Source organism: Mycobacterium sp. MS1601, assembly GCF_001984215.1.
Classification (GTDB): domain Bacteria; phylum Actinomycetota; class Actinomycetes; order Mycobacteriales; family Mycobacteriaceae; genus Mycobacterium.
On the sequence record NZ_CP019420.1, the window covers coordinates 5,519,220 to 5,539,378 of the forward strand.

The window sequence follows — 20,159 nt, forward strand, 5'->3', positions numbered from 1 at the left end:
GCCCAGCCGGGCGTTGACACGACCCACCAGTGACCAGGCCACGCTTGCGTCACCCGAGTAACACGGTAGGTTCTTCGCCATGGATGAGCCGGAGCAGAAACTGAAACGGCGCAAGGGTAAGTGGGCTTCTCTGGGTATCGCCGCGGCAGCCGGTGCCAGTGCCATCACCCTGGTTCTCCCCACCGCCGTCGGCCACGCCGAGCCAGTGCCGGCACCCGCGCCGGCGCCCACCACGGCGGCACCGCCGCCGGCTGACCCGAACGCGCCGCCGCCTCCGGCCGATGCGAACGCCCCGGCTCCGCCACCGGCGGATCCCAATGCGCCGCCACCGCCGGTCGACCCCAACGCGCCTCCTCCGGCGGATCCCAACGCTCCTCCTGCGCCGGAGCCGGGTCGTGTCGACAACCCGGTGGGCGGGTTCAGCTTCGTGCTGCCCCCGGCTGGGAGCAGGGTGACGCAGCGCGGCTGAACTACGGTTCGGCGCTGCTGGTCAAGTCGGACCCATCGGCTACCCCCGGCCAACCCGCGGCAGTGGCCACGGACACCAGCATCCTGTTGGGCCGGCTGGACCTGAAGCTGTTCGCCGGCGCCGAACCCGACAACGCGAAGGCTGCCAACCGGCTGGCCTCCGACATGGGCGAATTCTTCATGCCGTTTGCCGGCACTCGCATCAACCAGCAGACCGCGGCCCTGGACGCCAACGGCATGCCGGGTGCGGCCTCCTACTACGAGGTGAAGTTCACCGACACTTCCAAGCCCGACGGCCAGATCTGGGCCGGCGTGGTGGGCACCCAGAGTGTCAATGCCCCGCGCGGACAGCGCAACGAGCGGTGGTTCGTGGTGTGGTTGGGTACCGCCAACGATCCGGTCGACACCGGTGCCGCCATCGCGTTGGCCAACTCGATCCGGCCGTGGAGCCCACCGCCTCCGCCGCCGCCCCCGCCGCCGCCGGACCCCAACGCACCGCAGCCTGCGGCGGATCCGAATGCTCCGCCACCGGATCCCAACGCGCCGCCGCCACCGCCGCCGCGCGCGCAGGTGGGTGTGCCCGTCCCGGTCACCACTCCGGTGCCCGAGATGCAGCCACCGCCTGCCTGATCAACTCGGCATTACAGAACAGCCCCGACCACGCAGGTCGGGGCTGTTCGCGTTGTGATGACAAACCGTTGCCGAATTGAAGGCGCAAAAGTGGTCAGATGTGGTTATACCGAAAGCATGGATACAACTCTTGTTGCGGAATCGGTGGACATCCTGGCCCGCTCCACCACGACCACCAGCGTCGGGTTGATCGGCTACATCATCATCGGCGGCCTCGCCGGGTGGGTGGCCAGCAAGATCATGAAAGGCGGCGGGTCCGGCATCCTGATGAACATCGTCATCGGTGTCATCGGCGCACTGCTGGGTGGCTTTCTGCTCAGCTTCGCCTTCGACACTGCCGAGGGAGGCTGGTTCTTCACCTTCCTGACCGCACTGCTGGGCTCGGTCATCCTGCTGTGGATCGTCGGCAAGGTCCGAAAAGCCTGACTAGACAGCGGTAGCGCCTTCGAGCCGCTGCAGTACCTCCGCCAGTGGACGGCGTGGGGTGGCAGGCAGCGGGTCAGCGTTCAACGGCGCCCATCCGACACGCAACAACATCTGCGGGAAGCCGTCGCCGCCCAGCACCAGCGACCGCACGGCCTCGCGGGTGCTGTCGATTTCCAGTGGTTCGGTCAAGGGGCAGCTCGACAGGCCCAGCGCGGTGGCGGTCAACAAGACCGCACCCGTCGCCTCGCCGGCGCGCAGAACCGCCAAGTGGTCGTCGGTGGCGGTGCCCAGTGCTAGTAGCACCCCCGCGTCATCAGTGGAATGCGCTCCGCGGGGTTGCGGCAGAACCGGGTTGGCGAACACCCTGGCCGAAAGATCGCCCTGGCTCGGCGCGGGGGTGTTGCGGGCGGGCACTCCGGCTACCGAGCCGTATCTGCCACTCCACCGCGACAATTCGCTGAGGTAGCCCTCGTCCACGGCGTGGTGGTGCACCGCATTGGCGATGACTCCACTGAGCTGTCCTGGGAAGGCGACGCGGCGCACCGACACCCCGCAGCGGGCCGCGCGTGAGGTCATCAGGGCAATGTCGCCACCCGGCACCGGCCAGGAGCTGTACCAGCGGCGGTCGGTCCGGCGGCGGGGGATCGCGGCGGCCAGGGCGATCTGCTGCTCGCTGCCACCGTGCCCACAGATCTCGATGCTGGCCAGGTGGTCGGGTTCGGAGGCGTTCGGCAGGCGGTGCACGTGGGTTTGCCACCCCAGTGCCGCCAGCGCCACGGTGAAGTGCTGCAACGCGATGCCGCAGCTCAGCAAAAGGTCGCGACGAGCAGGGTCGGTATGGGGCAGATGCCGCGACGGGTCCGCATACAGGTGCACCGACTGGTCGCCGACCCGCCACAACCAGGGCTGCGAATTATGGATCGAGGGAGCTCGCACCGCCAAGGCGACGGCCGCACGGAGGGTTTCCTCGTCAGGGTGGGTGTCCATGCCGTCCACTGTGGCACCGGCCACCAGTGGTGGGGCCGGAGAAAGGACCCCGATCGCGTGCCATTGGTCCCTACTTGACGTCCGGGCTGGACGCCGCAGGCGCTGATCAGGTGCTGGCGTGCCACACCAGGGCCGCGGCCAGCGCGCCCAAGCCGTTGAGTGACCAGTGCAGTGCGATGGGCGCGATCAGGCTGCCGCTGCGCCGGCGCAGCCAGGTGAAGACGAAGCCGGCCATCCCGGTGGCCACCACGGCCAACACCACTCCGGCGATCATGCCTGCGACACCACCACCGAAGATTCGCGTGAAGCCAACATTGCTGCTGGTCAGGCCCAGCGATGTGGAGATGTGCCAGAGGCCGAACAGCAGTGAGCCTGCGGCGGCGACACCACGGAATCCCCAGGCTCGGTTCAACGCGCCGTGCAGCACCCCGCGAAACACCAGCTCCTCGGGATGACGGTCTGCAACGGGATGATGATCATCGACGCCAGCAGGGCGCCCGATACGGTGGCGTAGTTGTCGTTCATGAACATGGGCCGCGTCCACGGCAAAACCGCGCCGATCGCGATGACGGTCAACACCAGTCCCACCGACGCCGCGGCATACCCGGCACCTGACCGCCACTGCTCGCGTCCCAGCCCGAGTTCGGACCAGCACAACCCGCGGGACCGCACCAGCACCAGCAGTACCGCTGCCGCGGCGGGCACGGTCGCGATGCTGGCCCACGGAGTGGTGAAGTGCGCGATCAGGTTGGTCAGGGCCAGCACCACCACGACGATCGCGATGTCGGCGTAGATCCGGAAATGGTGGATCGCCGACAGCTGCGCCAGCAGCGGGTGGGGACGCGCGTCCACCGCGCTGACATCTGACATAACTCGCGCAGTCTACCCGCGTCGGCTGGGTGTCTCTCGAGATGAACATCGTGTGCAGACCTGCGCGCCGAGCGGGGTACGGGCAAGGATGGAAGCGAACAAACCAGTCGGGAGGAGAGTTCGAACATGACAACCGCGTGGCGTACCGCCGAGGTGACAGCGCTCGATGACCAGACCGTGGCTCAGCTGGACGGGTGGTGGCGCGCCGCCAACTACCTGTCGGTGGGTCAGATCTACCTGTTGGACAACCCGTTACTGCGCACCCCGTTGACGCGCGACGATGTCAAACCGCGCCTGCTCGGACACTGGGGCACCACACCTGGCCTCAATTTTCTCTACGCCCACCTCAACCGCGTCATCAAGGAGCGCGCGCAGTCCACCATCTACGTCACCGGCCCTGGGCACGGCGGCCCGGGCCTGGTGGCCAACGCGTATCTCGACGGCACCTATTCAGAGGTGTACTCCGACATCACCCAGGACACCGAGGGACTGCGCCGATTGTTCCGGCAGTTCTCCTTCCCCGGTGGCATCCCCTCACATGTGGCGCCCGAGACGCCGGGGTCGATCCACGAAGGCGGTGAGCTCGGGTACGCGCTGTCACATGCCTATGGAGCGGCGTTCGACAATCCCGATCTGCTGGTGGCCGCGGTGGTGGGTGACGGTGAAGCCGAGACCGGTGCGCTGGCCACCAGCTGGCACTCCAACAAGTTCGTCAACCCGGTCCATGACGGCGTGGTATTGCCGATCCTGCACCTCAACGGTTACAAGATCGCCAATCCGACTGTGCTGGCCCGCATTCCGGAAGGCGAACTGCGTTCGCTGATGGTGGGCTACGGGCACAATCCGTACTTCTTCGAATATCGTGACGACGACGGTAGGAGCGATGAGGCCCACGACGACGCCCATCGACGGTTCGCCGAGCTGCTGGATACCGTGCTCAACGAGATCGCCGACATCAAGGCCCGCGCCGCCGACGGTGACGAAAGTCGCCCGTGCTGGCCGATGATCGTGTTTCGGACGCCGAAGGGATGGACGGGTCCGGACTATATCGACGGCAAGAAGACCACCGGCTCCTGGCGGGCCCACCAGGTGCCGCTGGCCAGTGCCCGGGACACCCCTGAGCACCTGCAGGTGCTCGGAGACTGGCTGGCGTCCTATCGCGCCGAGGACCTGTTCGACGAGGCCGGACGCCTCGATGCCTCCGTTGCCGCACTGGCGCCGGCGGGTTCGCTGCGGATGAGCGACAATCCGCACGCCAATGGTGGTGTGCTGCTGAAGGATCTACGGCTGCCGGACTTCCGCACGTACGGCGTCGACGTCCCGGTGCCGGGCGCTACGGTGGCCGAGGCCACGAAAGTGCTGGGCCAGTGGCTCACCGACGTGGTGCGCCTGAACCCGGACAACTTCCGGATCTTCGGACCGGACGAGACGGCCTCCAACCGTTTGCAGGCGGTGTACGCCGCCACCGACAAGCAGTGGAACGCAGGCTTTTTCGGGCCGGAGGTGGACGAGCACCTGGCGCGGGCCGGGCGGGTGCTGGAGATGCTGTCCGAACACCAGTGCCAGGGCTGGCTGGAGGGCTACCTGCTGACCGGCCGCCACGGCCTGTTCAACTGCTACGAGGCGTTCATCCACATCATCGACTCGATGATGAACCAGCACGCCAAGTGGCTCAAGGTCACCAACCACATCCCGTGGCGCCGGCCTATCGCCAGCTTGAATTATCTGCTGTCCAGCCATGTCTGGCGGCAGGACCACAACGGCTTCAGTCATCAGGATCCGGGCTTCATCGACCATGTGGTGAACAAGAAAGCCTCGGTGGTGCGGGTGTACCTGCCACCGGATGCCAACACGCTGCTGTCCACCTATGACCACTGTCTGCGCTCGCGTCAGTACGTGAACGTGGTGGTGGCGGGTAAGCAGCCGCATCCGAACTTCCTGACCATGGATCAGGCCATCGCACACTGCACCCGCGGTCTCGGTATCTGGGAGTGGGCAGGTAATGAGCAACTGGGCACCGATCCTGACGTGGTGATCGCCACCGCCGGTGACGTGCCCACGTTGGAGGGTCTGGCCGCCGTGGACCTGCTGCGCCAACACCTGCCGGAGTTGAAGGTGCGGTTCGTCAACGTCGTGGACCTGATGCGCCTGCAGGATGACACCGAGCATCCGCACGGGTTGTCCAGCCGTCAGTTCGACATGATCTTCACCACCGACAAGCCGGTGATCTTCGCTTACCACGGCTATCCGTGGTTGATCCACCGCCTCACCTACCGCCGTACCGGGCACAACAACATCCACGTACGCGGCTACAAGGAGGAGGGCACCACCACCACGCCGTTCGACATGGTGATGCTCAACGACCTGGACCGCTACCACCTGGTCATCGATGTCATCGACCGGGTGCCGTTCCTGGGGTCGTCGTGTGCGACGTTGCGACAGACCATGGTGGACAAACGAATCACGGCCCGCGAATACACCAGGGAGTTCGGCGATGACCTCCCCGAGGTCAAGGACTGGGTGTGGCCTGCGGCGCGCAGCCTGGGCACAGCTGTCGGCGGGGTGTCGGACACCGGGGGCGACAACGAGTAGCTGACCCACGGTTGGCACCGTGGTGGCAACCCGAACGGCATAGTGGATACTGTGACGATGCCCACGGTGGACACCTGTCAACTTTTGCAGGCGGTGCGGGTGCTGGACCTCGCTGCCGGCGGCGTGGACATCGTGTCGCGCCTGCTGGCCGACCTCGGCGCCGACGTGTTGAAGGTGGAACCCCCCGGCGGATCTCCCGAGCGCACGGCGCCTCCCAGCCTGGGTGGCACCGGAATCGCGTTCGCCCTGCACAACGCGAACAAGCGCAGCGTCGTCCTCGATCCGGCTGAGGCGGCTGACCGCAAACGCCTGGTGGAACTGGCCGCCGGCGCCGACATCGTCGTCGACTCGGGTCTGCCCGGCCAGGCCGCGGCATACGGCATCGACGCCGCCGAGTTGGCCGACCGGTTTCCCCAGCTGGTGGTCATCGCCGTCACCGATTTCGGTGTGGCCGGCCCCCGGGCGTCGTGGCAGGCCAGCGACGCGGTGCTGTACGCGTTGTCGTCGGCGCTGTCGCGTTCCGGTCCGCCGGTCGGGGCGCCGGTGCTGCCGCCGGACGGGATCGCCACCGCCACCGCCGCCGTGCAGGCAGCCTGGGCCGTGCTGGTTGCCTACTACCACCGGTTACGTTGTGGCCAAGGCGATTTCATCGACTTTTCTCGACTGGAAGCGGTGGTGTCGGCCCTGGACCCACCGTTCGGTTCGCACGGTCAGGCGGCTGCCGGGATGCGCCGGGGCGAGCGCTGGCGGGGCCGGCCCCAGAACCAGGACGCCTACCCGATCATCGCCTGTAGGGACGGCTACGTCCGCCTGGTGGTGATGGCACCACGCCAGTGGCGCGGGTTGCGCGCGTGGATGGGGGAGCCCGAGGAGTTCCAGGACCCCCGCTTCGACGTGATCGCCGAACGTTTCGCCGAGTGGGACCGCATCGGAGCCGTGCTGGCAGAGCAGTTCGCCGGGCAGTCGATGGCCGAGTTGGTGGCGGCGGGGCAGTCGCACGGAGTGCCGATCGCGGAGGTGCTCGATCCCACGGAGGCACTGGACTCCGAACACTTCCGCGCCGTCGGCGCATCCACGGTGGCGGAGTTGACGCCGGGGGTGCAGGCCACTGTGCCGCTCGGTTACTACACCGTCGACGGCGCGCGGGCGGGTCTGCGTACACCGGCCCCGAGTGCCGGTGCCGACGAGCCGCGCTGGTTGCATCCGCCCACCGCCACCTCTGCGCGCAGCGATGCGGGGCTGCCGTTCGAGGGGCTGCGCATCGTCGATCTCGGCATCATCGTCGCCGGCGGCGAGCTGAGTCGCCTGTTCGCCGACCTCGGTGCCGAGGTGATCAAGGTCGAGAGCCGGGCCTACCCGGACGGTCTGCGTCAGGCGCGGGCCGGGGACCTGATGAGTGAGTCGTTCGCCTGGACGCACCGCAACAAGCTGGGCCTCGGGCTGGAACTGCGCAGCGAGGCCGGGGCCGACGTGTTCACCCGCCTGGTGGCTGACGCCGATGCCGTGTTCGCCAACTTCAAGCCGGGAACGCTTGCCGCGCTCGGCTTTTCCTATCACCGGCTGCAACAGATCAATCCCGACCTCGTGCTCGCCGAGAGCAGCGCATACGGGGACACCGGCCCCTGGAGCACCCGGATGGGCTACGGACCGCTGGTGCGATCGGGCACCGGTGTCACCCGGCTGTGGACCGCCCCACCCGGGCACGGCGAGCCCGTTTCGCAGCGGCACCGTTTCTTCGATGCCACCACGGTGTTCCCCGACCATGTGGTGGGCCGGATCACCGCGATCGGCGCGCTCGCCGCGCTGATCCACCGCGATCGCACCGGAACCGGTGCACGACTGCATGTTTCCCAGGCCGAGGCTTGCGTCAGCCAGCTCGACGCCGTCTTTGTCGCGCAGGCAGCCGGCGCTCCCGTCGTCCCCGATCCCGTGCACCACGGCGTCTACCCGTGCGCCGGGGACGACGAGTGGTGTGTCATCTCCCTGCGCGACGCGGATCGAGACACGCTGGCCGGCCTCACCAGTGGAGCAGAGCTGTCGCAGTGGACCGCCGCCCGTTCGCCGGTGGAGGTGGCCGAAGCGCTCCAGGCAGTGGGTATCGCCGCGGCGCCGATGCTGCGTCGGATGGAGCTGCTGGAGGACCCGCAACTGGTCAGCCGGGGGTTCTTCCAGCCGATGCACCACCCCCTGTTCGACATCGCGTTGCCCAGCGAGACCGGGCCCGCGCCGTTTCGCGCCATCGGACACGCACCCACCCGCCCGGCGCCGTTGCCCGGGCAGGACACCCGCGAGATCTGCCAGAAGACACTGGGTTTTGACGACGTCACCATCCAGCGCCTGATCGACGACGGCGTGTTGTTCAGTTCCGACCCACCCGAGGAGAGGTCCCGATGAGGGCACAGGTGTACATCGGCGGCACATTCCGGTCCACCGGAACCCACCCGGTGATCGAGGCCGCCACCGGTGAACATCTCGGTGACGGCGCCGCTGCCACCGTTGCCGACATCGACGCCGCGGTGGCGGCGGCCCGGGCGGCGCTGCCGGCCTGGTCGGCCACCCCGGTCCAAGACCGCGCCGAGGTGCTCAGGGCGCTCGGGGCTGCGCTGATGGCGCGGGGCGCGGCCACCACAGAGCTGGTGACCCGGGAGAACGGCATGCCGATCCGGCTGTCGAAGGGCGCCAACGGCATGTTCCCGGCAGTGCTGCTGGACTACTACGCGACGATGATCGTCGACACCCCCGACGAGGAGATACGCCCCAGCGCCATCGGGCACACCATCGTGCGTCGCGAACCCGTCGGGGTGGTGGGCGCGATCACGCCATGGAACTATCCGCAGGCGTTGGCCGCGATGAAGATCGCGCCGGGCTTGGCCGCCGGGTGCACGATGGTGCTCAAGGCCTCACCTGAAACTGCTTTGGATGCACTGGTTTTCGCGGAGGCTGCCCAGGAGGTGGGACTGCCGGCCGGGGTGCTGAACATCGTGCCCGGCGACGCCGCTGCCGGTGCGCATCTGGTGAGCCATCCGGGTGTGGACAAGGTGGCCTTCACCGGGTCGACGACCGCGGGTCGGGCCATCGGGGAGATCTGCGGCAGGCTCATGAGGCCGGTCACCCTCGAGTTGGGCGGCAAGTCGGCGGCGATCATCCTCGACGACGCCGATCTGGACGCGGCCATCAAGGGTCTGCGCACGGCGTCGTTTGTCAACAACGGGCAGACCTGTCACCTGAGCTCTCGCATCCTGGCGCCCCGGTCACGGTATGACGAGGTGGTGGAGGCCATGGCCGCTCTTGCCACCGGCCTGACCGTGGGCGACCCGCTGGACAAGGCCACCGACATCGGGCCCATGGTGAGCGAACGCCAGCGCCAGCGGGTGCTCGACTACATTGCCGTCGGCCAGTCCAGCGGCGCGAAACTGGTTGCCGGAGGCGCGGTGCCGAAGGAACAGTCCCGCGGCTGGTTCGTGGAGCCGACGGTGTTCGCCGGGGTGTCGAACTCGGACCGACTGGCACAGGAAGAGGTTTTCGGACCTGTCCTGGCGGTGATTGCCTACGACGGTGACGCCGAAGCTGTCGCGCTGGCCAATGACAGTGAGTACGGGCTGGCGGGCACCGTGTGGTCTTCGGACCTCGAGCGGGCCACCGAGGTGGCCCGCGGGGTGCGCACCGGCACCATCGGCGTCAACGACTACGCACTCGACATCGCGGCGCCGTTCGGTGGCGTCAAGGCCAGCGGCTTGGGCAAGGAGTTGGGGCCCGAAGGGCTGCAGGCTTATCAGATCGTCAAGTCCATCTACCGCCGCGTACCTGCTTGACACCTGTCAACTGCTGATACGGTCATCACATGTCTCTGGATCCAAATACTCCGGTGCTGGTCGGCTACGGCCAGGTCAATCAGTACGACGGTGACCTCGATCCCGTCGGTCTGATGGCCGCGGCGGCCCGGGACGCCGCCGCGGACAAGGTGCTCGCCGCGGTGGACGCCATCCGCGTGGTGAACCTGTTGTCCTGGCGCTACCGCGATCCGGGCCTGCTATTGGGTCAGCTGATCGGCGCCCACCAGCCGGCAACGATGTACACGGGCATCGGCGGCAATGTCCCCCAGTCACTGGTGAACCAGGCGTGCCTGGACATCATCGCCGGCCGCAATCAGGTGGTGCTGCTGGCGGGTGCGGAGACCTGGCGGACCAGGAAACGGCTCAAAGCCGCTGGGGCGCGCCCGGACTGGCCCGTCCAAGACGAGTCGATCCCGGTGCCGCCCGGCGGCGAGGACCAGATGGAGATGGCCGGCGAATCGCAGAGCCGTATCGGACTCGGGTTGCCGTCGGATGTCTACCCGTTGTTCGAAGAGGCGGTGCGAGTGGCCGCGGGGGAGGCGCCGGATGCACACCGGATGCGGATCGCCGCGCTGTGGGCTCGTTTCAACGAGGTGGCACAACACAACCCGCATGCGTGGAGCAATGCCGCCCACACCGCCGAGGACATCTGCGCGCCAGGGCCCGACAACCGGATGATCAGCTGGCCCTACACCAAGCTGATGAACTCCAACAACATGGTGGATCAGGGCGCGGTGCTGATACTGACCTCGGTGCAGCGCGCCACTGAACTCGGAATCCCCGCGGATCGTTGGGTTTTCCCTTGGGCCGGGACCGACTCCCATGACACCTACTCGATCACCGAACGCTTCGAGTACCACAGTTCACCCGCCATCAGGATCGGCGCCGGACGGGCGCTGGAACTCGCCGGTATCGGAGTCGACGACATCGCCTACGTCGACGTCTACTCGTGCTTTCCGTCGGCAGTTCAGATCGCGGCGGCTGAGATCGGCCTCGGTCTCGACGATCCGGCCCGGCCTCTGACCGTGACCGGCGGTCTGACGTTCGCAGGCGGACCGTGGAACAACTATGTCATGCATTCCATTGCGACCATGGCGGAGAAGTTGGTCGCCGACCCCGGGAAACGCGGCCTGATCACCGCCAACGGCGGCTACCTCACCAAACACGCCTTCGGGATCTACAGCTGCGAACCGCCGCCGCACGAATTCGCCTGGGAGGACGTGCAATCGGCCGTTGACCGGGAGCCCATCAGGAAGGCGCTGGTGTCCTGGGAGGGTGTCGGCACCGTGGAAACCTGGACGGCTCCGTTCGGCCGAGACGGCGTACCCGAGAAGGCGTTCCTGGCGGTGCGGACCCCCGACGACGCCCGCACCCTGGCTGTCATCACCGACCGGAGCGTCGCTGCCGAGATGGTGGCCGGTGATGTTTCCGGGTGCAAGGTGGCCGTCAACGCCGACGGAACGGCCAGTTTGGTCTGACCTGCGAGCCGGAATAACGGGCACGTCCGCGGTGCTACAGCCAGTTATGGACAAAGCTGACTTCGACGCGTTGAACAACCCCGTGATCGAGGAGTTCCGGGCCAGGGGTGGGGTGGCCGGTGGGATCTTCGAGGGCAAACCGCTGGTGCTGGTGCACCATTTCGGTGCCAAGTCCGGCACCGAACGGATTGCCCCGCTGGTTGCCCTGTTGGAAGGCGATCGTGTGTACGTCTTCGCCAGTAAAGGCGGCGCCGACAGCCATCCCGACTGGTACCGCAACCTGGTGGCCAAGCCGGAGATCATCGTCGAGTTGGGCACCGAGACGTTCCCGGCGACGGCGCGCATCCTCGAAGGGGCCGAGCGCGACGACGTCTACGCACGTCAGAGTGCTCTCGAACCGCAGTTCGCCGAGTATCAGCGCAAGACGGATCGGGTCATCCCGGTAGTCGAGCTGGTCAGGGCCGTCTGACACAGGAGTTACTTCGACGCAACAAGGTCGGCATGTCCTCGACTTAGGTTGCGCAGATGACCACACTGCGACATCCCGCTCTGCAGATCGGTATCGCCGCCATCGCAGGCATCATCTTCGGTCTCCTGGTCGGTGAATGGGCCGCGAACATCAAGTTCATCGGCGATATGTTCATCCGGCTCATCCAGATGTCCATCGTGCCGCTGGTGATGGCATCGGTGATCGTGGCCACCGGCTCCATGACCGGAACCGGCACCGGCAAGATCGCTTTTCGCACCTTCAAGTGGATGATCGGCTTCTCGGTGGTGGCGGCGCTGCTGGCATGGCTGCTCAGCAGCCTCATCCAGCCGGGCGCGGACATGGTGTACACCGAAGAACTCGATCCCAGCCTGCAGGAGTCCGCGGGTGAGGCGCTGGGCTGGCAGGAAACCCTGCTGAACTTCGTGTCCACCAACGTCTTCAACGCGATGTCGACGGCCACCATGGTGCCCATCATCGTGTTCTCGCTGCTGTTCGGGATCGCGCTGCGCACCCAGATCAACAAGACCGGTGACACCCGGGTGCTCAGCTTCATCGACCAGATCCAGCAGATCGTTCTCACCATGATCCGGCTGGTCATGTACATCGCACCCATCGGTGTGTTTTGCCTACTGGCCGCGCTGGCCGGTGATGTCGGCTTCTCGGTCGTCACCACCGCACTGAAGTACCTGGGCACCACGCTGCTGGGCGTCCTCATACTCTTTGTGCTGTTCGTCGCCGTGGTGACCGTCCGCACCCGGCTCAACCCGTGGAAGCTGCCGAACAAGCTGGCCGAGCAGACCGCGATCGCGATCACCACCACCAGCTCAGCTGTCACGTTTCCGACGGTGCTGAAGAACACCGTGGAGAAGGTCGGCGTCAGCCAGAAGGTCGCCAACTTCACCTTGTCCATCGGCCTGACCATGGGTTCCTACGGCGCGGTGCTCAACTACATGATCGTGGTGATGTTCCTGGCCCAGGCCGGTGACATCGAGCTGACCTTCGGTCAGATCGCCCTGGGGATGGGCCTGGCCATCCTGCTGAACATGGGGACCATCACGGTGCCGGGCGGGTTCCCGGTGGTGGCGATGTTCCTGGCCACGTCGCTGGATCTGCCGTTCGAGGCCGTCGGCCTGCTGATCGCTGTCGACTGGTTCGCCGGCATCTTCCGTACGTTCCTCAACGTCAACGGTGACACCTTCGTGGCGATGTTGGTGGCCAACGCCGACGACGAGATCGACAGAGAGGTCTACAACGGCACCAAAACCGTTGTCGCCGAGGAGTTCAACGCCGCCGAATACGGTGACGCGATGGCCAAGGCCGACGCCGCGGATTGACCGTCACGGACAGCCGCATGACTGTCGGTGTTCGAAAGACGGTGGCAGCCTGACGGTTCGAGGGGTCGAATCGGGGTGGGCGATGCGCTCGAGCAACAGTTGCAACGCCTGGTCGCCCATCGCGTGGAAAGGCTGCGCCATCGACGTGATGCCCGGCTCCACGATGTCAGACCATTCGAGGTCGTCGAACGCCACCAGAGCCACGTCGTCCGGGATGCTGATGCGCAGCTTGCGCAATGCGGCCAGGGCGCCCATGGTCATGTTGTTGTTGGCGCAGAACACTGCGGTGGGGCGGGCTTTCAGCAGTCGCTCCATCGCGCTGCGGCCGCCGCGCACCGTCGACAATCCGTCCACGATCAGCGACTGGTCGACGTCGACATCGTGGCGCGCGTGGGCATTTCGGTAGCCGGACTCGCGTTCGACAGTGGTCGGCAGGTCCGCCAGGCCACGGATCATGCCCACGCGCCGGTGACCGAGTTGGAACAGATGGCTGACCAACATGTCGGCGGCGTTCTCACCTTCACAGCCAACCTGGTCGTATCGGGATGCATCGACAAAACGGTCCACCAGCACAAACGGTGTCCGGGTGGCGGCGAGCACCGGCCGTGACCTTTCCTGCCACCGCACCGACGGAATGACCACGATTCCGTCGACACGTCGTGACACCAGCGCCTCCACGGCCCGGCGTTCGTGCTCGGGGTCCTCGCCACTGGTGGTCATCAGCAGGTCGACGTCGCGCCGGATGGCCGAGGCGCTCATACCCTCCACCAGTTCGCCGAAGTACGGGCTGGCGGCCGCGGGGATCACCGCCCCGACGGTGACATCCCTGCCCCGCAGAGGTCGGACACGGGTGGTTTCGAAGCCCAGCTCCTCAGCGGCTCGCAGCACCGACTCTCGGGTCGCGTCACTGACATGCCGGGTCCGGTTGAGCACGTGGGACACCGTGGACAGTGACACCTGGGCGACTTCGGCGATCTGCGTCATCGTCACCACGCGGCCTATCCTGCAGGGCCCTTGCGAGCTTGCGCAAGATCTTGCGCAAGGCGATGGTGCGCACGCGGTGGCGACCGTAGATTCCGGCGGATGAACTCCACCCCGGACACCGCGTCGGACCTTGATCGCGCCATCGACGAAGTGGCAGCGGCGGTGCACAGCGTCCGCCCGGAGACGCTGGCCGCCGTGGCAACCGACATCGCGACGGCGAAGGTCATCGCCACCTACGCCGGGGGCCGTGAGGGCCTGGTGATGAAGGGCCTGACGATGCGGCTGTTCCACGCGGGCCTGGACGCGCACTCGGTCGGTGAGATGACCTGCCCGGCCGTGGGTGAAGGAGATCTGCTGATCCTGTCCTGCGGCCCGGGCAACATCTCGACGGTCGAGGCGCTGGCGGGCGTGGCCAAGTCGGCCGGCGCGCGGGTCCTGTTGTTCACCGCGGAGCCCGGGCAGCCGCCGGCGCAGCTGGCTGACCGGGTGGTGGAGATCTCCGCGCAGACCATGGCGTCGGACGCCGGGTCCGCCGCTGTCCTGCCGATGGGCAGCGGCTACGAGATCGCACTGTTCGTGTTCGTCGACCTGATCACCAACCGGGTGCGCGCCCTGCGTAAGGAATCCGCCGAAGTGATGCGCGCCCGCCACACCAACCTCGAATGAAGCACATGGCCCCGCTGATCGAGCGGGCGCGGGTCCTCGCCTGCGGCGGACAACGGAGCATCCTCGGCATCGCAGGGCCGCCGGGATCGGGTAAGAGCACCGTCGCCGCGGCACTGCTCGACGCTCTCGGCCCTGCCGCAGTGGCGGTGCCGATGGACGGTTTCCATCTCTCGGGCGCGCAGCTGCGAAGACTCGGCCTGGCCGACCGCAAGGGCGCCCCGGAGACATTTGATGCCGCGGGTTATGTGGCACTGCTGCAGCGGCTGCGGCATCCGGACGGCCGGACCGTCTACGCCCCGGAGTTCCACCGGGAGGTCGAAGAGTCCTACGCCGGTGCCATTGCCGTGGCACCCGAGGTGCCGTTGGTGATCACCGAGGGCAATTACCTTCTGCTGGAAGATGATCCGTGGGGACAGGTGCGTGATCTGCTCGAAGAGGTCTGGTTCCTGGCGCCGGACGACGAGCTGAGGGTGGGCCGGCTGATCAACCGGCATGTCGAGTTCGGCAAGACGGCCGAGCAGGCGCGCGAGTGGGTGCGCCGCAGCGACGAGCGCAACGCCAGGTTGGTGGCCGCCACCCGGTCCCGCGCCGACCGGGTGGTCCATCTCGCCTAGTGCACCCGGCCCGCGGACGAGCCCTGCGCGAGTCGCAGCACGTCCTCGGTGGTCGGCGGGCTCTGCGGGTGGAACGACAGGCACCACGGCGAGCGGATCCGGTGAAACGCCTGGCCCTCGGTGGCCAGGTAGAAATTGCCCGCTCGCAGCCTGCTGATGTCGGGAACCAACCCGCCCTTGACCCTGGCGAGTTCCTTGGCATACGCGATCTGCGTCGAGGAGTTCAGCAGGCCGTAGAACTGGGTGGCGGCATTGCCCGGGATGTGGTTGTGCAGTCCGGTGGGGGACTGGGTGGCATACACCAGGCCCAGCCCATACTTGCGGGCCTGCGAGGACAACGCCAGCGTGCTGCGCAGGCTGATGGTGGAGCGGCCCGACGGCGCGAAGTTCTGCGCCTCGTCCATCACCAGCAACCCACCGAGGGGCCGGTCGCCGGCCGGATTGCGTTTGATCCAGGCGAACAGGGCCATCTGCAACTGGTTGACGAAGCCTTCACGCTGCTGTTCGGAGGCCAGCCCGATCATGCTGATCACCGACACCCTGGCCCGGTAACCGTCCGACGGGGTGAGAAGCACGCCGGGATCGACGGACTGGCCTTTGCCGCCGAACATCGGGTCGTTGATGGTGGCGGCTTTGAGGTTCTGCCCGATATCGGACGCCAGTTCCGCGGCCTTGGTCATGGTGCTGGCCTCGGCAGGCAGGTCGTTCAGCAGCTTGATGAAGCCGCTGAGGTCGGAGTTGCCTTGCGCGCCATAGTACGTCAGCGCTTCACGCAGGACCGCGCGCAAGCGGCCGGATTTGCTGGAGTTGCCGGTGATGAGGGCCCGCGGTTCCAGGGCGGCGACCGCCGAGTCCACGGCCTGGGCGAACTCGTCGCTGTCGGCAAGCACGCCGGCGAAGTCGGGCAGCGGTTGAAAGGACAACGGGCGACCGGCTTCTCGCCCCGGGGTCCACACCACGACTTCGGTGTTCTGCAGGTAGTCGGCGGCCCGCGTGTCATCGCCGGGGTCCCAGCCCTGGGGGGTCTGCGGCCAGGCGCTGCCCAGGCGTGACAGGTCGTTGTTGACATCCAGCACGATCGAGGAGACCCCGCGCAGCGCACACTCTTCGACGATGCGGCGGATGAGTACCGTCTTGCCGGACCCGGATCCGGCGAAGATTGCGGTGTGCTTGCGTAATCCGGCCAACTCGACATCTTGGCGCTCGCCGGTGTCGATCTCGACACCCATCGGGATCGCGGTGTCGCTGCGCGGTTCGCTGTCGGTGGAGGCCTCCTGCGCCGTCTCGGCGGTGTCGGGCACTTCGGCAGCTTCGGCGGCCACCACGTCACCGAGCGCGGTGCGCAGCAACGTGATTCCGTGAGCGGGTTTGCGTGCGGTGAGCCAGGCCTGCAGCTGGTGGCTGTCCTCACGCACCAGGTCGCGCAGGGCCGCCATGGTGCGCAGATCCTCCTCGGACAGCGGCAGCGTCTGTCCGCCCGCTGCTTCGAAGTTCGCGACCACCTCGGTGGTCTTCTTACCGCTGGGCCATGCAGTGTTGCGCAGCAGGAACAGCTTGCGGCGGTCGGTGCTGGCGTTGAGACCCGCTGCGTCACTGGCACTTCGGATGCGATTGAGCGCCGCTACGGGGTTGGAGGCAGCGATGGCGCGAAAAGCCCAGTGCTGCTCGTCGTCGGTGTCGGCATCCAAGCTCTGGCGTAACCGCGCATGCAACGTGACTTTGGCGCCCGGCGGCGGGTCCACGCGGAAGTCCGTTCCGGCCTCGCCGGACTCGACCATCCATGCCCGCAGCGCGGCCTCCAGCAACTCGGGCAAGGTGGTGTCTTCACCCTCGGGATCGAACGCCACCGCGGTGACGGCCTGGCGGCGGTAGGTCAGGTATCGGGCGTCCAGGGTCGAGAGGTCACCGGTGTCCACCTCGGGTGCCGGGGCTTGTTGTTCGACTGGAACCGCATCGGATTCTGTTGTCAGCGAGGTCAATTCGACCAGAGTATCGGTGGCCAGACAATGCCGGACGTGGCTGTCGGCCCGCTTGAGTAGCTGACGGGGGGTGTACTCCGGGGCGTCATCGAATGCCGCTGCCGTGATGGGCCAGCTGGGGTACGGCGGGGTGAAGCCGACCCCGGTGTACGCCGCGGAGAACCGTCGTTCCAGGATGGCGCGGCCCAGTTCCGGCGTCGGCAGGCCCTGTAGGGGCGAGGTGATCCGGAACCTGTCGGCCACCGTCGAGGTGGCCCGCACCCGGATGGACTCCCAGGCCGCAGGCAGGCAGGCCACCACGGCGACGGTGCGGCGCATGGTCTGGCGCACCGACATCAGCCCGTGCGCGACGTGTTCGAGATCGCGGTTGTCGGTCTGCTCGGTGGAGGACTGCGTGCGTTCCGGCGACTGCGCCAAAAGTGTGTCGATCTGGTCCACGGCCAGCACCAGGGGGCCCGCCAGCGCCACCACACGGGCGATGTCGCGGACGGTCTCCTGCGCAGTGGCCTTCGGAGCGGGCAGGCCCCATTTGGACCGGTCGTCGGGCTCGTCATTGGAACTGAGGAAGGCCTGGCCGATGTCCTGCTCACCGAAGTCCAGTGAGCCCAACAGCACCAGGGAGCGCAGCACATGCCTGCATTGGCGCACCGTCTCGCGATGCACCTTGAACAGCCCGGTGACGAAGCGTTCGAGGATGTCGGGGTTCAGTTCGTCGTCACCGACGATGGCACGCCGGTCGGCGCGCGATACGTGCGCCACCGATGCCAGTTCCCAGAGGATGTCCTTGAGCTGGGTCTCACGCCCAAACCCCGGCCGGCCCAGGCTCTCGAGGATCCCGGCCCGCGCCGACTGCCAGAAGCTGGTGGCATCCAGCAATTCGACGATGAAGAAGTACCCGCCGTCGCCCTGCACCCGTTCACGGACCTGGCCCAGCATGTGGGTCTTGCCGGAGCCCGCCTGGCCGCGCAGCACCACCCCGAGCGGGCTGGCATCCGGATCCGCCTTGGCGTCGGCGACTGCGTCCAGGACTTCGGACAGCGGGCCTTCGTTGAGGCCGAAGACATGCAGACCTGCCTGCGGACGCCACAGATCATCGGTGGTGGGCGCCCACGTCAGGCGCAGTGCGGACAGCGCTTCGCGGTGAACCAGATCCATCACGCCTCGATCGCGATCAGGTGCTTGTGCTGGTCGCCGATGACAACGGCAGCCGCCCAGTCGTGCTCGCCGAGCACTTTCTGGTTCTCTTCGGGGATCAGGTGTACGCCATCCTTGCGGTACATCCGTCTCAGTGTGTCATCGAGCTCGCCGGCTGACACATTGGGGAGCTCAGCCCGCAGCTGCGCCAGCCCCACCCAGTCGCCGGCCTTACCGGCGAGCCGGTGGTACGCCTCGTGGACCTGCTGCTCGTCGGACGGCTCGGCGGCGGTCGGCGTGTCGGAGATGGTGGGCGCGGGGATGAAGACGTCCGCCAGCGGGAGATCGGCGGCGGTGAAGTAGCGATCGAGGCTGCGCATCAACGTGTACAGCGCCTTGCGCTGACCGGACGAGCGCTCAGGAGGTTGCGCTGCGAACATCTGCCGGCAGAACGCCCACCCGGCGTCGGTGAGCTCGTGGACCAGACGCGGCCCTACCTTCTCGGTGACAACCAGGCCCAGCCGGTTGAGCTTCTCGCGGCCCCTCTTGTCCAGCGTGGGGCCGAGGGTGGCCAGTTCCGGATTCGGCACCGGCCGCACTTCGGCCAACAACACCAGGAGTACGGCTTGTTCGGTTCCGGTCAGCTCGTCGAGCCCGATCTTCACCCAGAAATCCTCTCGTCGCGTCGTGTGGCCAGCAGCTGTTCGATCATGGCAAGTACCCGTGACAGATCGCCTGTGACCTCGTTGTTGGTGAAGCGCAGGACGGCATATCCGCCCAGCGTCAGCGTGTTGTCGCGACGGCGATCGTCGGAGTACTTCACGATGCCACGGTGATCGGGGCCGTCGAGTTCGACCACCACCTGCTCGGCGGGCCACATCAGATCCACCCGGATGGGTGGGGACAGTGGATGGGACTGGTACACCTGATTCCACGTGCGTCCGCGCGCCCAGCTGTGCCGCGCCAACCGAAGCTCGAGACCATGTTCGACGGCGCTGCCCGGATGAGGCCGCCCTGCCAGAACCGGGAAACCGACCTCAGGCGCAACGGATTCGCTCACCTCCGTCGGACCCGCCAAGGTGATCGTCGGGAAGCGACCGGGCTCGACGACTCCGTCGCCGAGCACCCAGACACCGATTCCGCGACCGGCCAGCCAGTGTGCTGCGGTGCCCATCGCCTGCTGGGCGGTCAGGGGTGCCGGGTCGGCGGACCACAGCGCCAGCACCACCGCTTCGCGGCGATACCCGGCGACCAGGATTGCGGCCAGACTGTCGGCCCTGGTGTCGGCGTCATATCGAGTAGCCACCGGCCGTTGCACCAGCGCGGCCTCGGCGATGTCGGCCAGATAAGGGCCGAAAAGCTCAGTTGTGGCGGCAGTTTCGCGGGCCAGTCGCCGGACGGTGCGACGGTCCAGGTCGCTGGTGCCGGTGATCTTGTCGGCGGCGGGCAGCCAGGCCCGCAACTGGGCTCGTGCCACCGACTCCATGGCGTCCAGGGCGGCACTGACGGCGTGTGACGGATCGGCGGCTTCGGTGATCCGCAGCGTCAGAATGACGGGAGCGTTCTCGGGCAGCGGGTCGACGGCCACCGCGAACTCCTCGATGGTGATCCCGCCGAGGTGGATCACACGGTTGGTGGGTAGGTCCGGGAACGGCAAACGCACCGCAACCTCCC

The 20,159-nt window shown here is 67.1% G+C and carries 14 protein-coding genes and 2 pseudogenes; 10 read left to right on the plus strand and 6 right to left on the minus strand.

Features of this window, described 5'->3' with window-relative positions:
- The first annotated feature begins 79 nt into the window (after positions 1–79).
- Positions 80–1,098: pseudogene (locus BVC93_RS33675) on the plus strand (APA family fibronectin-binding glycoprotein).
- Between the two features lie 117 nt (positions 1,099–1,215).
- Positions 1,216–1,524: a GlsB/YeaQ/YmgE family stress response membrane protein gene (locus BVC93_RS26385; RefSeq protein WP_083740007.1), complete on the plus strand. Its 309-nt coding sequence runs from the start codon at positions 1,216–1,218 to the stop codon at positions 1,522–1,524.
- Here BVC93_RS26385 and BVC93_RS26390 read toward each other — a convergent pair whose 3' ends face one another.
- Both BVC93_RS26390 and BVC93_RS26395 read right to left on the minus strand, forming a co-directional pair.
- Complete coding sequence (locus BVC93_RS26390; protein ID WP_083741362.1) at positions 1,525–2,511, minus strand: Acg family FMN-binding oxidoreductase; 987 nt, start codon at positions 2,509–2,511, stop codon at positions 1,525–1,527. It abuts the gene before it with no gap.
- A gap of 106 nt (positions 2,512–2,617) precedes the next feature.
- Positions 2,618–3,381: pseudogene (locus BVC93_RS26395) on the minus strand (CPBP family intramembrane glutamic endopeptidase).
- Between the two features lie 126 nt (positions 3,382–3,507).
- Here BVC93_RS26395 and BVC93_RS26400 point away from each other — a divergent pair.
- From BVC93_RS26400 to BVC93_RS26425, 6 genes are read left to right on the plus strand one after another with little or no spacing between them, the layout of a single operon-like run.
- Positions 3,508–5,973 carry a phosphoketolase family protein gene (locus tag BVC93_RS26400; RefSeq protein WP_083740008.1) on the plus strand — a complete coding sequence of 822 codons (2,466 nt, stop codon included), beginning with the start codon at positions 3,508–3,510 and terminating at the stop codon, positions 5,971–5,973.
- Between the two features lie 57 nt (positions 5,974–6,030).
- Positions 6,031–8,367 carry a CaiB/BaiF CoA-transferase family protein gene (locus BVC93_RS26405; protein ID WP_083740009.1) on the plus strand — a complete coding sequence of 779 codons (2,337 nt, stop codon included), beginning with the start codon at positions 6,031–6,033 and terminating at the stop codon, positions 8,365–8,367.
- Positions 8,364–9,785, plus strand: a complete 1,422-nt coding sequence (locus BVC93_RS26410) for an aldehyde dehydrogenase (RefSeq protein WP_083740010.1) — start codon at positions 8,364–8,366, stop codon at positions 9,783–9,785. Before BVC93_RS26405 ends, BVC93_RS26410 begins: the two co-directional genes overlap by 4 nt.
- A 29-nt stretch (positions 9,786–9,814) precedes the next feature.
- The gene (locus tag BVC93_RS26415; protein ID WP_083740011.1) at positions 9,815–11,284 is read left to right on the plus strand and encodes an acetyl-CoA acetyltransferase; all 1,470 of its coding nucleotides are present in this window, start codon (positions 9,815–9,817) and stop codon (positions 11,282–11,284) included.
- Positions 11,285–11,330: 46 nt separating this feature from the next.
- Positions 11,331–11,753: a nitroreductase family deazaflavin-dependent oxidoreductase gene (locus tag BVC93_RS26420; RefSeq protein WP_083740012.1), complete on the plus strand. Its 423-nt coding sequence runs from the start codon at positions 11,331–11,333 to the stop codon at positions 11,751–11,753.
- 56 nt (positions 11,754–11,809) lie between these two features.
- On the plus strand, positions 11,810–13,108 hold the full coding sequence (locus BVC93_RS26425; protein WP_083740013.1) for a dicarboxylate/amino acid:cation symporter: 1,299 nt from the start codon (positions 11,810–11,812) through the stop codon (positions 13,106–13,108).
- 3 nt (positions 13,109–13,111) lie between these two features.
- Here the strand turns inward: BVC93_RS26425 and BVC93_RS26430 are convergent, their stop codons facing one another.
- Positions 13,112–14,092 (minus strand): LacI family DNA-binding transcriptional regulator, encoded by a 981-nt coding sequence (locus BVC93_RS26430; protein WP_083740014.1) that lies wholly within the window; start codon positions 14,090–14,092, stop codon positions 13,112–13,114.
- Between the two features lie 99 nt (positions 14,093–14,191).
- Here BVC93_RS26430 and BVC93_RS26435 point away from each other — a divergent pair, with 99 nt between their 5' ends.
- Both BVC93_RS26435 and BVC93_RS26440 read left to right on the plus strand, forming a co-directional pair.
- A complete protein-coding gene (locus tag BVC93_RS26435) occupies positions 14,192–14,758 on the plus strand; it encodes a hypothetical protein (protein WP_083740015.1) in 567 nt (188 codons plus the stop codon).
- A 5-nt stretch (positions 14,759–14,763) separates the two neighbouring features.
- A complete protein-coding gene (locus BVC93_RS26440; protein ID WP_442929107.1) occupies positions 14,764–15,372 on the plus strand; it encodes a nucleoside/nucleotide kinase family protein in 609 nt (202 codons plus the stop codon).
- Here the strand turns inward: BVC93_RS26440 and BVC93_RS26445 are convergent.
- From BVC93_RS26445 to BVC93_RS26455, 3 genes are read right to left on the minus strand one after another with little or no spacing between them, the layout of a single operon-like run.
- Complete coding sequence (locus tag BVC93_RS26445; protein WP_083740017.1) at positions 15,369–18,506, minus strand: helicase HerA domain-containing protein; 3,138 nt, start codon at positions 18,504–18,506, stop codon at positions 15,369–15,371. The genes BVC93_RS26440 and BVC93_RS26445 overlap by 4 nt on opposite strands.
- The gene (locus BVC93_RS26450; protein WP_083740018.1) at positions 18,506–19,150 is read right to left on the minus strand and encodes a hypothetical protein; all 645 of its coding nucleotides are present in this window, start codon (positions 19,148–19,150) and stop codon (positions 18,506–18,508) included. The genes BVC93_RS26445 and BVC93_RS26450 overlap by 1 nt, the downstream gene beginning before the upstream one ends.
- Complete coding sequence (locus BVC93_RS26455; protein WP_236950128.1) at positions 19,147–20,148, minus strand: endonuclease domain-containing protein; 1,002 nt, start codon at positions 20,146–20,148, stop codon at positions 19,147–19,149. The genes BVC93_RS26450 and BVC93_RS26455 overlap by 4 nt, the downstream gene beginning before the upstream one ends.
- Positions 20,149–20,159: the final 11 nt, after the last annotated feature.

Excerpts from the sequence above, each read along its gene's own strand:
- BVC93_RS26385 (WP_083740007.1), top strand. The coding sequence starts at position 1,216 with ATGGATACAACTCTTGTTGCGGAATCGGTGGACATCCTGGCCCGCTCC.
- BVC93_RS26390 (WP_083741362.1), bottom strand. The coding sequence starts at position 2,511 with ATGGACACCCACCCTGACGAGGAAACCCTCCGTGCGGCCGTCGCCTTG.
- BVC93_RS26400 (WP_083740008.1), top strand. The coding sequence starts at position 3,508 with ATGACAACCGCGTGGCGTACCGCCGAGGTGACAGCGCTCGATGACCAG.
- BVC93_RS26405 (WP_083740009.1), top strand. The coding sequence starts at position 6,031 with ATGCCCACGGTGGACACCTGTCAACTTTTGCAGGCGGTGCGGGTGCTG.
- BVC93_RS26410 (WP_083740010.1), top strand. The coding sequence starts at position 8,364 with ATGAGGGCACAGGTGTACATCGGCGGCACATTCCGGTCCACCGGAACC.
- BVC93_RS26415 (WP_083740011.1), top strand. The coding sequence starts at position 9,815 with ATGTCTCTGGATCCAAATACTCCGGTGCTGGTCGGCTACGGCCAGGTC.
- BVC93_RS26420 (WP_083740012.1), top strand. The coding sequence starts at position 11,331 with ATGGACAAAGCTGACTTCGACGCGTTGAACAACCCCGTGATCGAGGAG.
- BVC93_RS26425 (WP_083740013.1), top strand. The coding sequence starts at position 11,810 with ATGACCACACTGCGACATCCCGCTCTGCAGATCGGTATCGCCGCCATC.
- BVC93_RS26430 (WP_083740014.1), bottom strand. The coding sequence starts at position 14,092 with ATGACGCAGATCGCCGAAGTCGCCCAGGTGTCACTGTCCACGGTGTCC.
- BVC93_RS26435 (WP_083740015.1), top strand. The coding sequence starts at position 14,192 with ATGAACTCCACCCCGGACACCGCGTCGGACCTTGATCGCGCCATCGAC.
- BVC93_RS26440 (WP_442929107.1), top strand. The coding sequence starts at position 14,764 with ATGGCCCCGCTGATCGAGCGGGCGCGGGTCCTCGCCTGCGGCGGACAA.
- BVC93_RS26445 (WP_083740017.1), bottom strand. The coding sequence starts at position 18,506 with ATGGATCTGGTTCACCGCGAAGCGCTGTCCGCACTGCGCCTGACGTGG.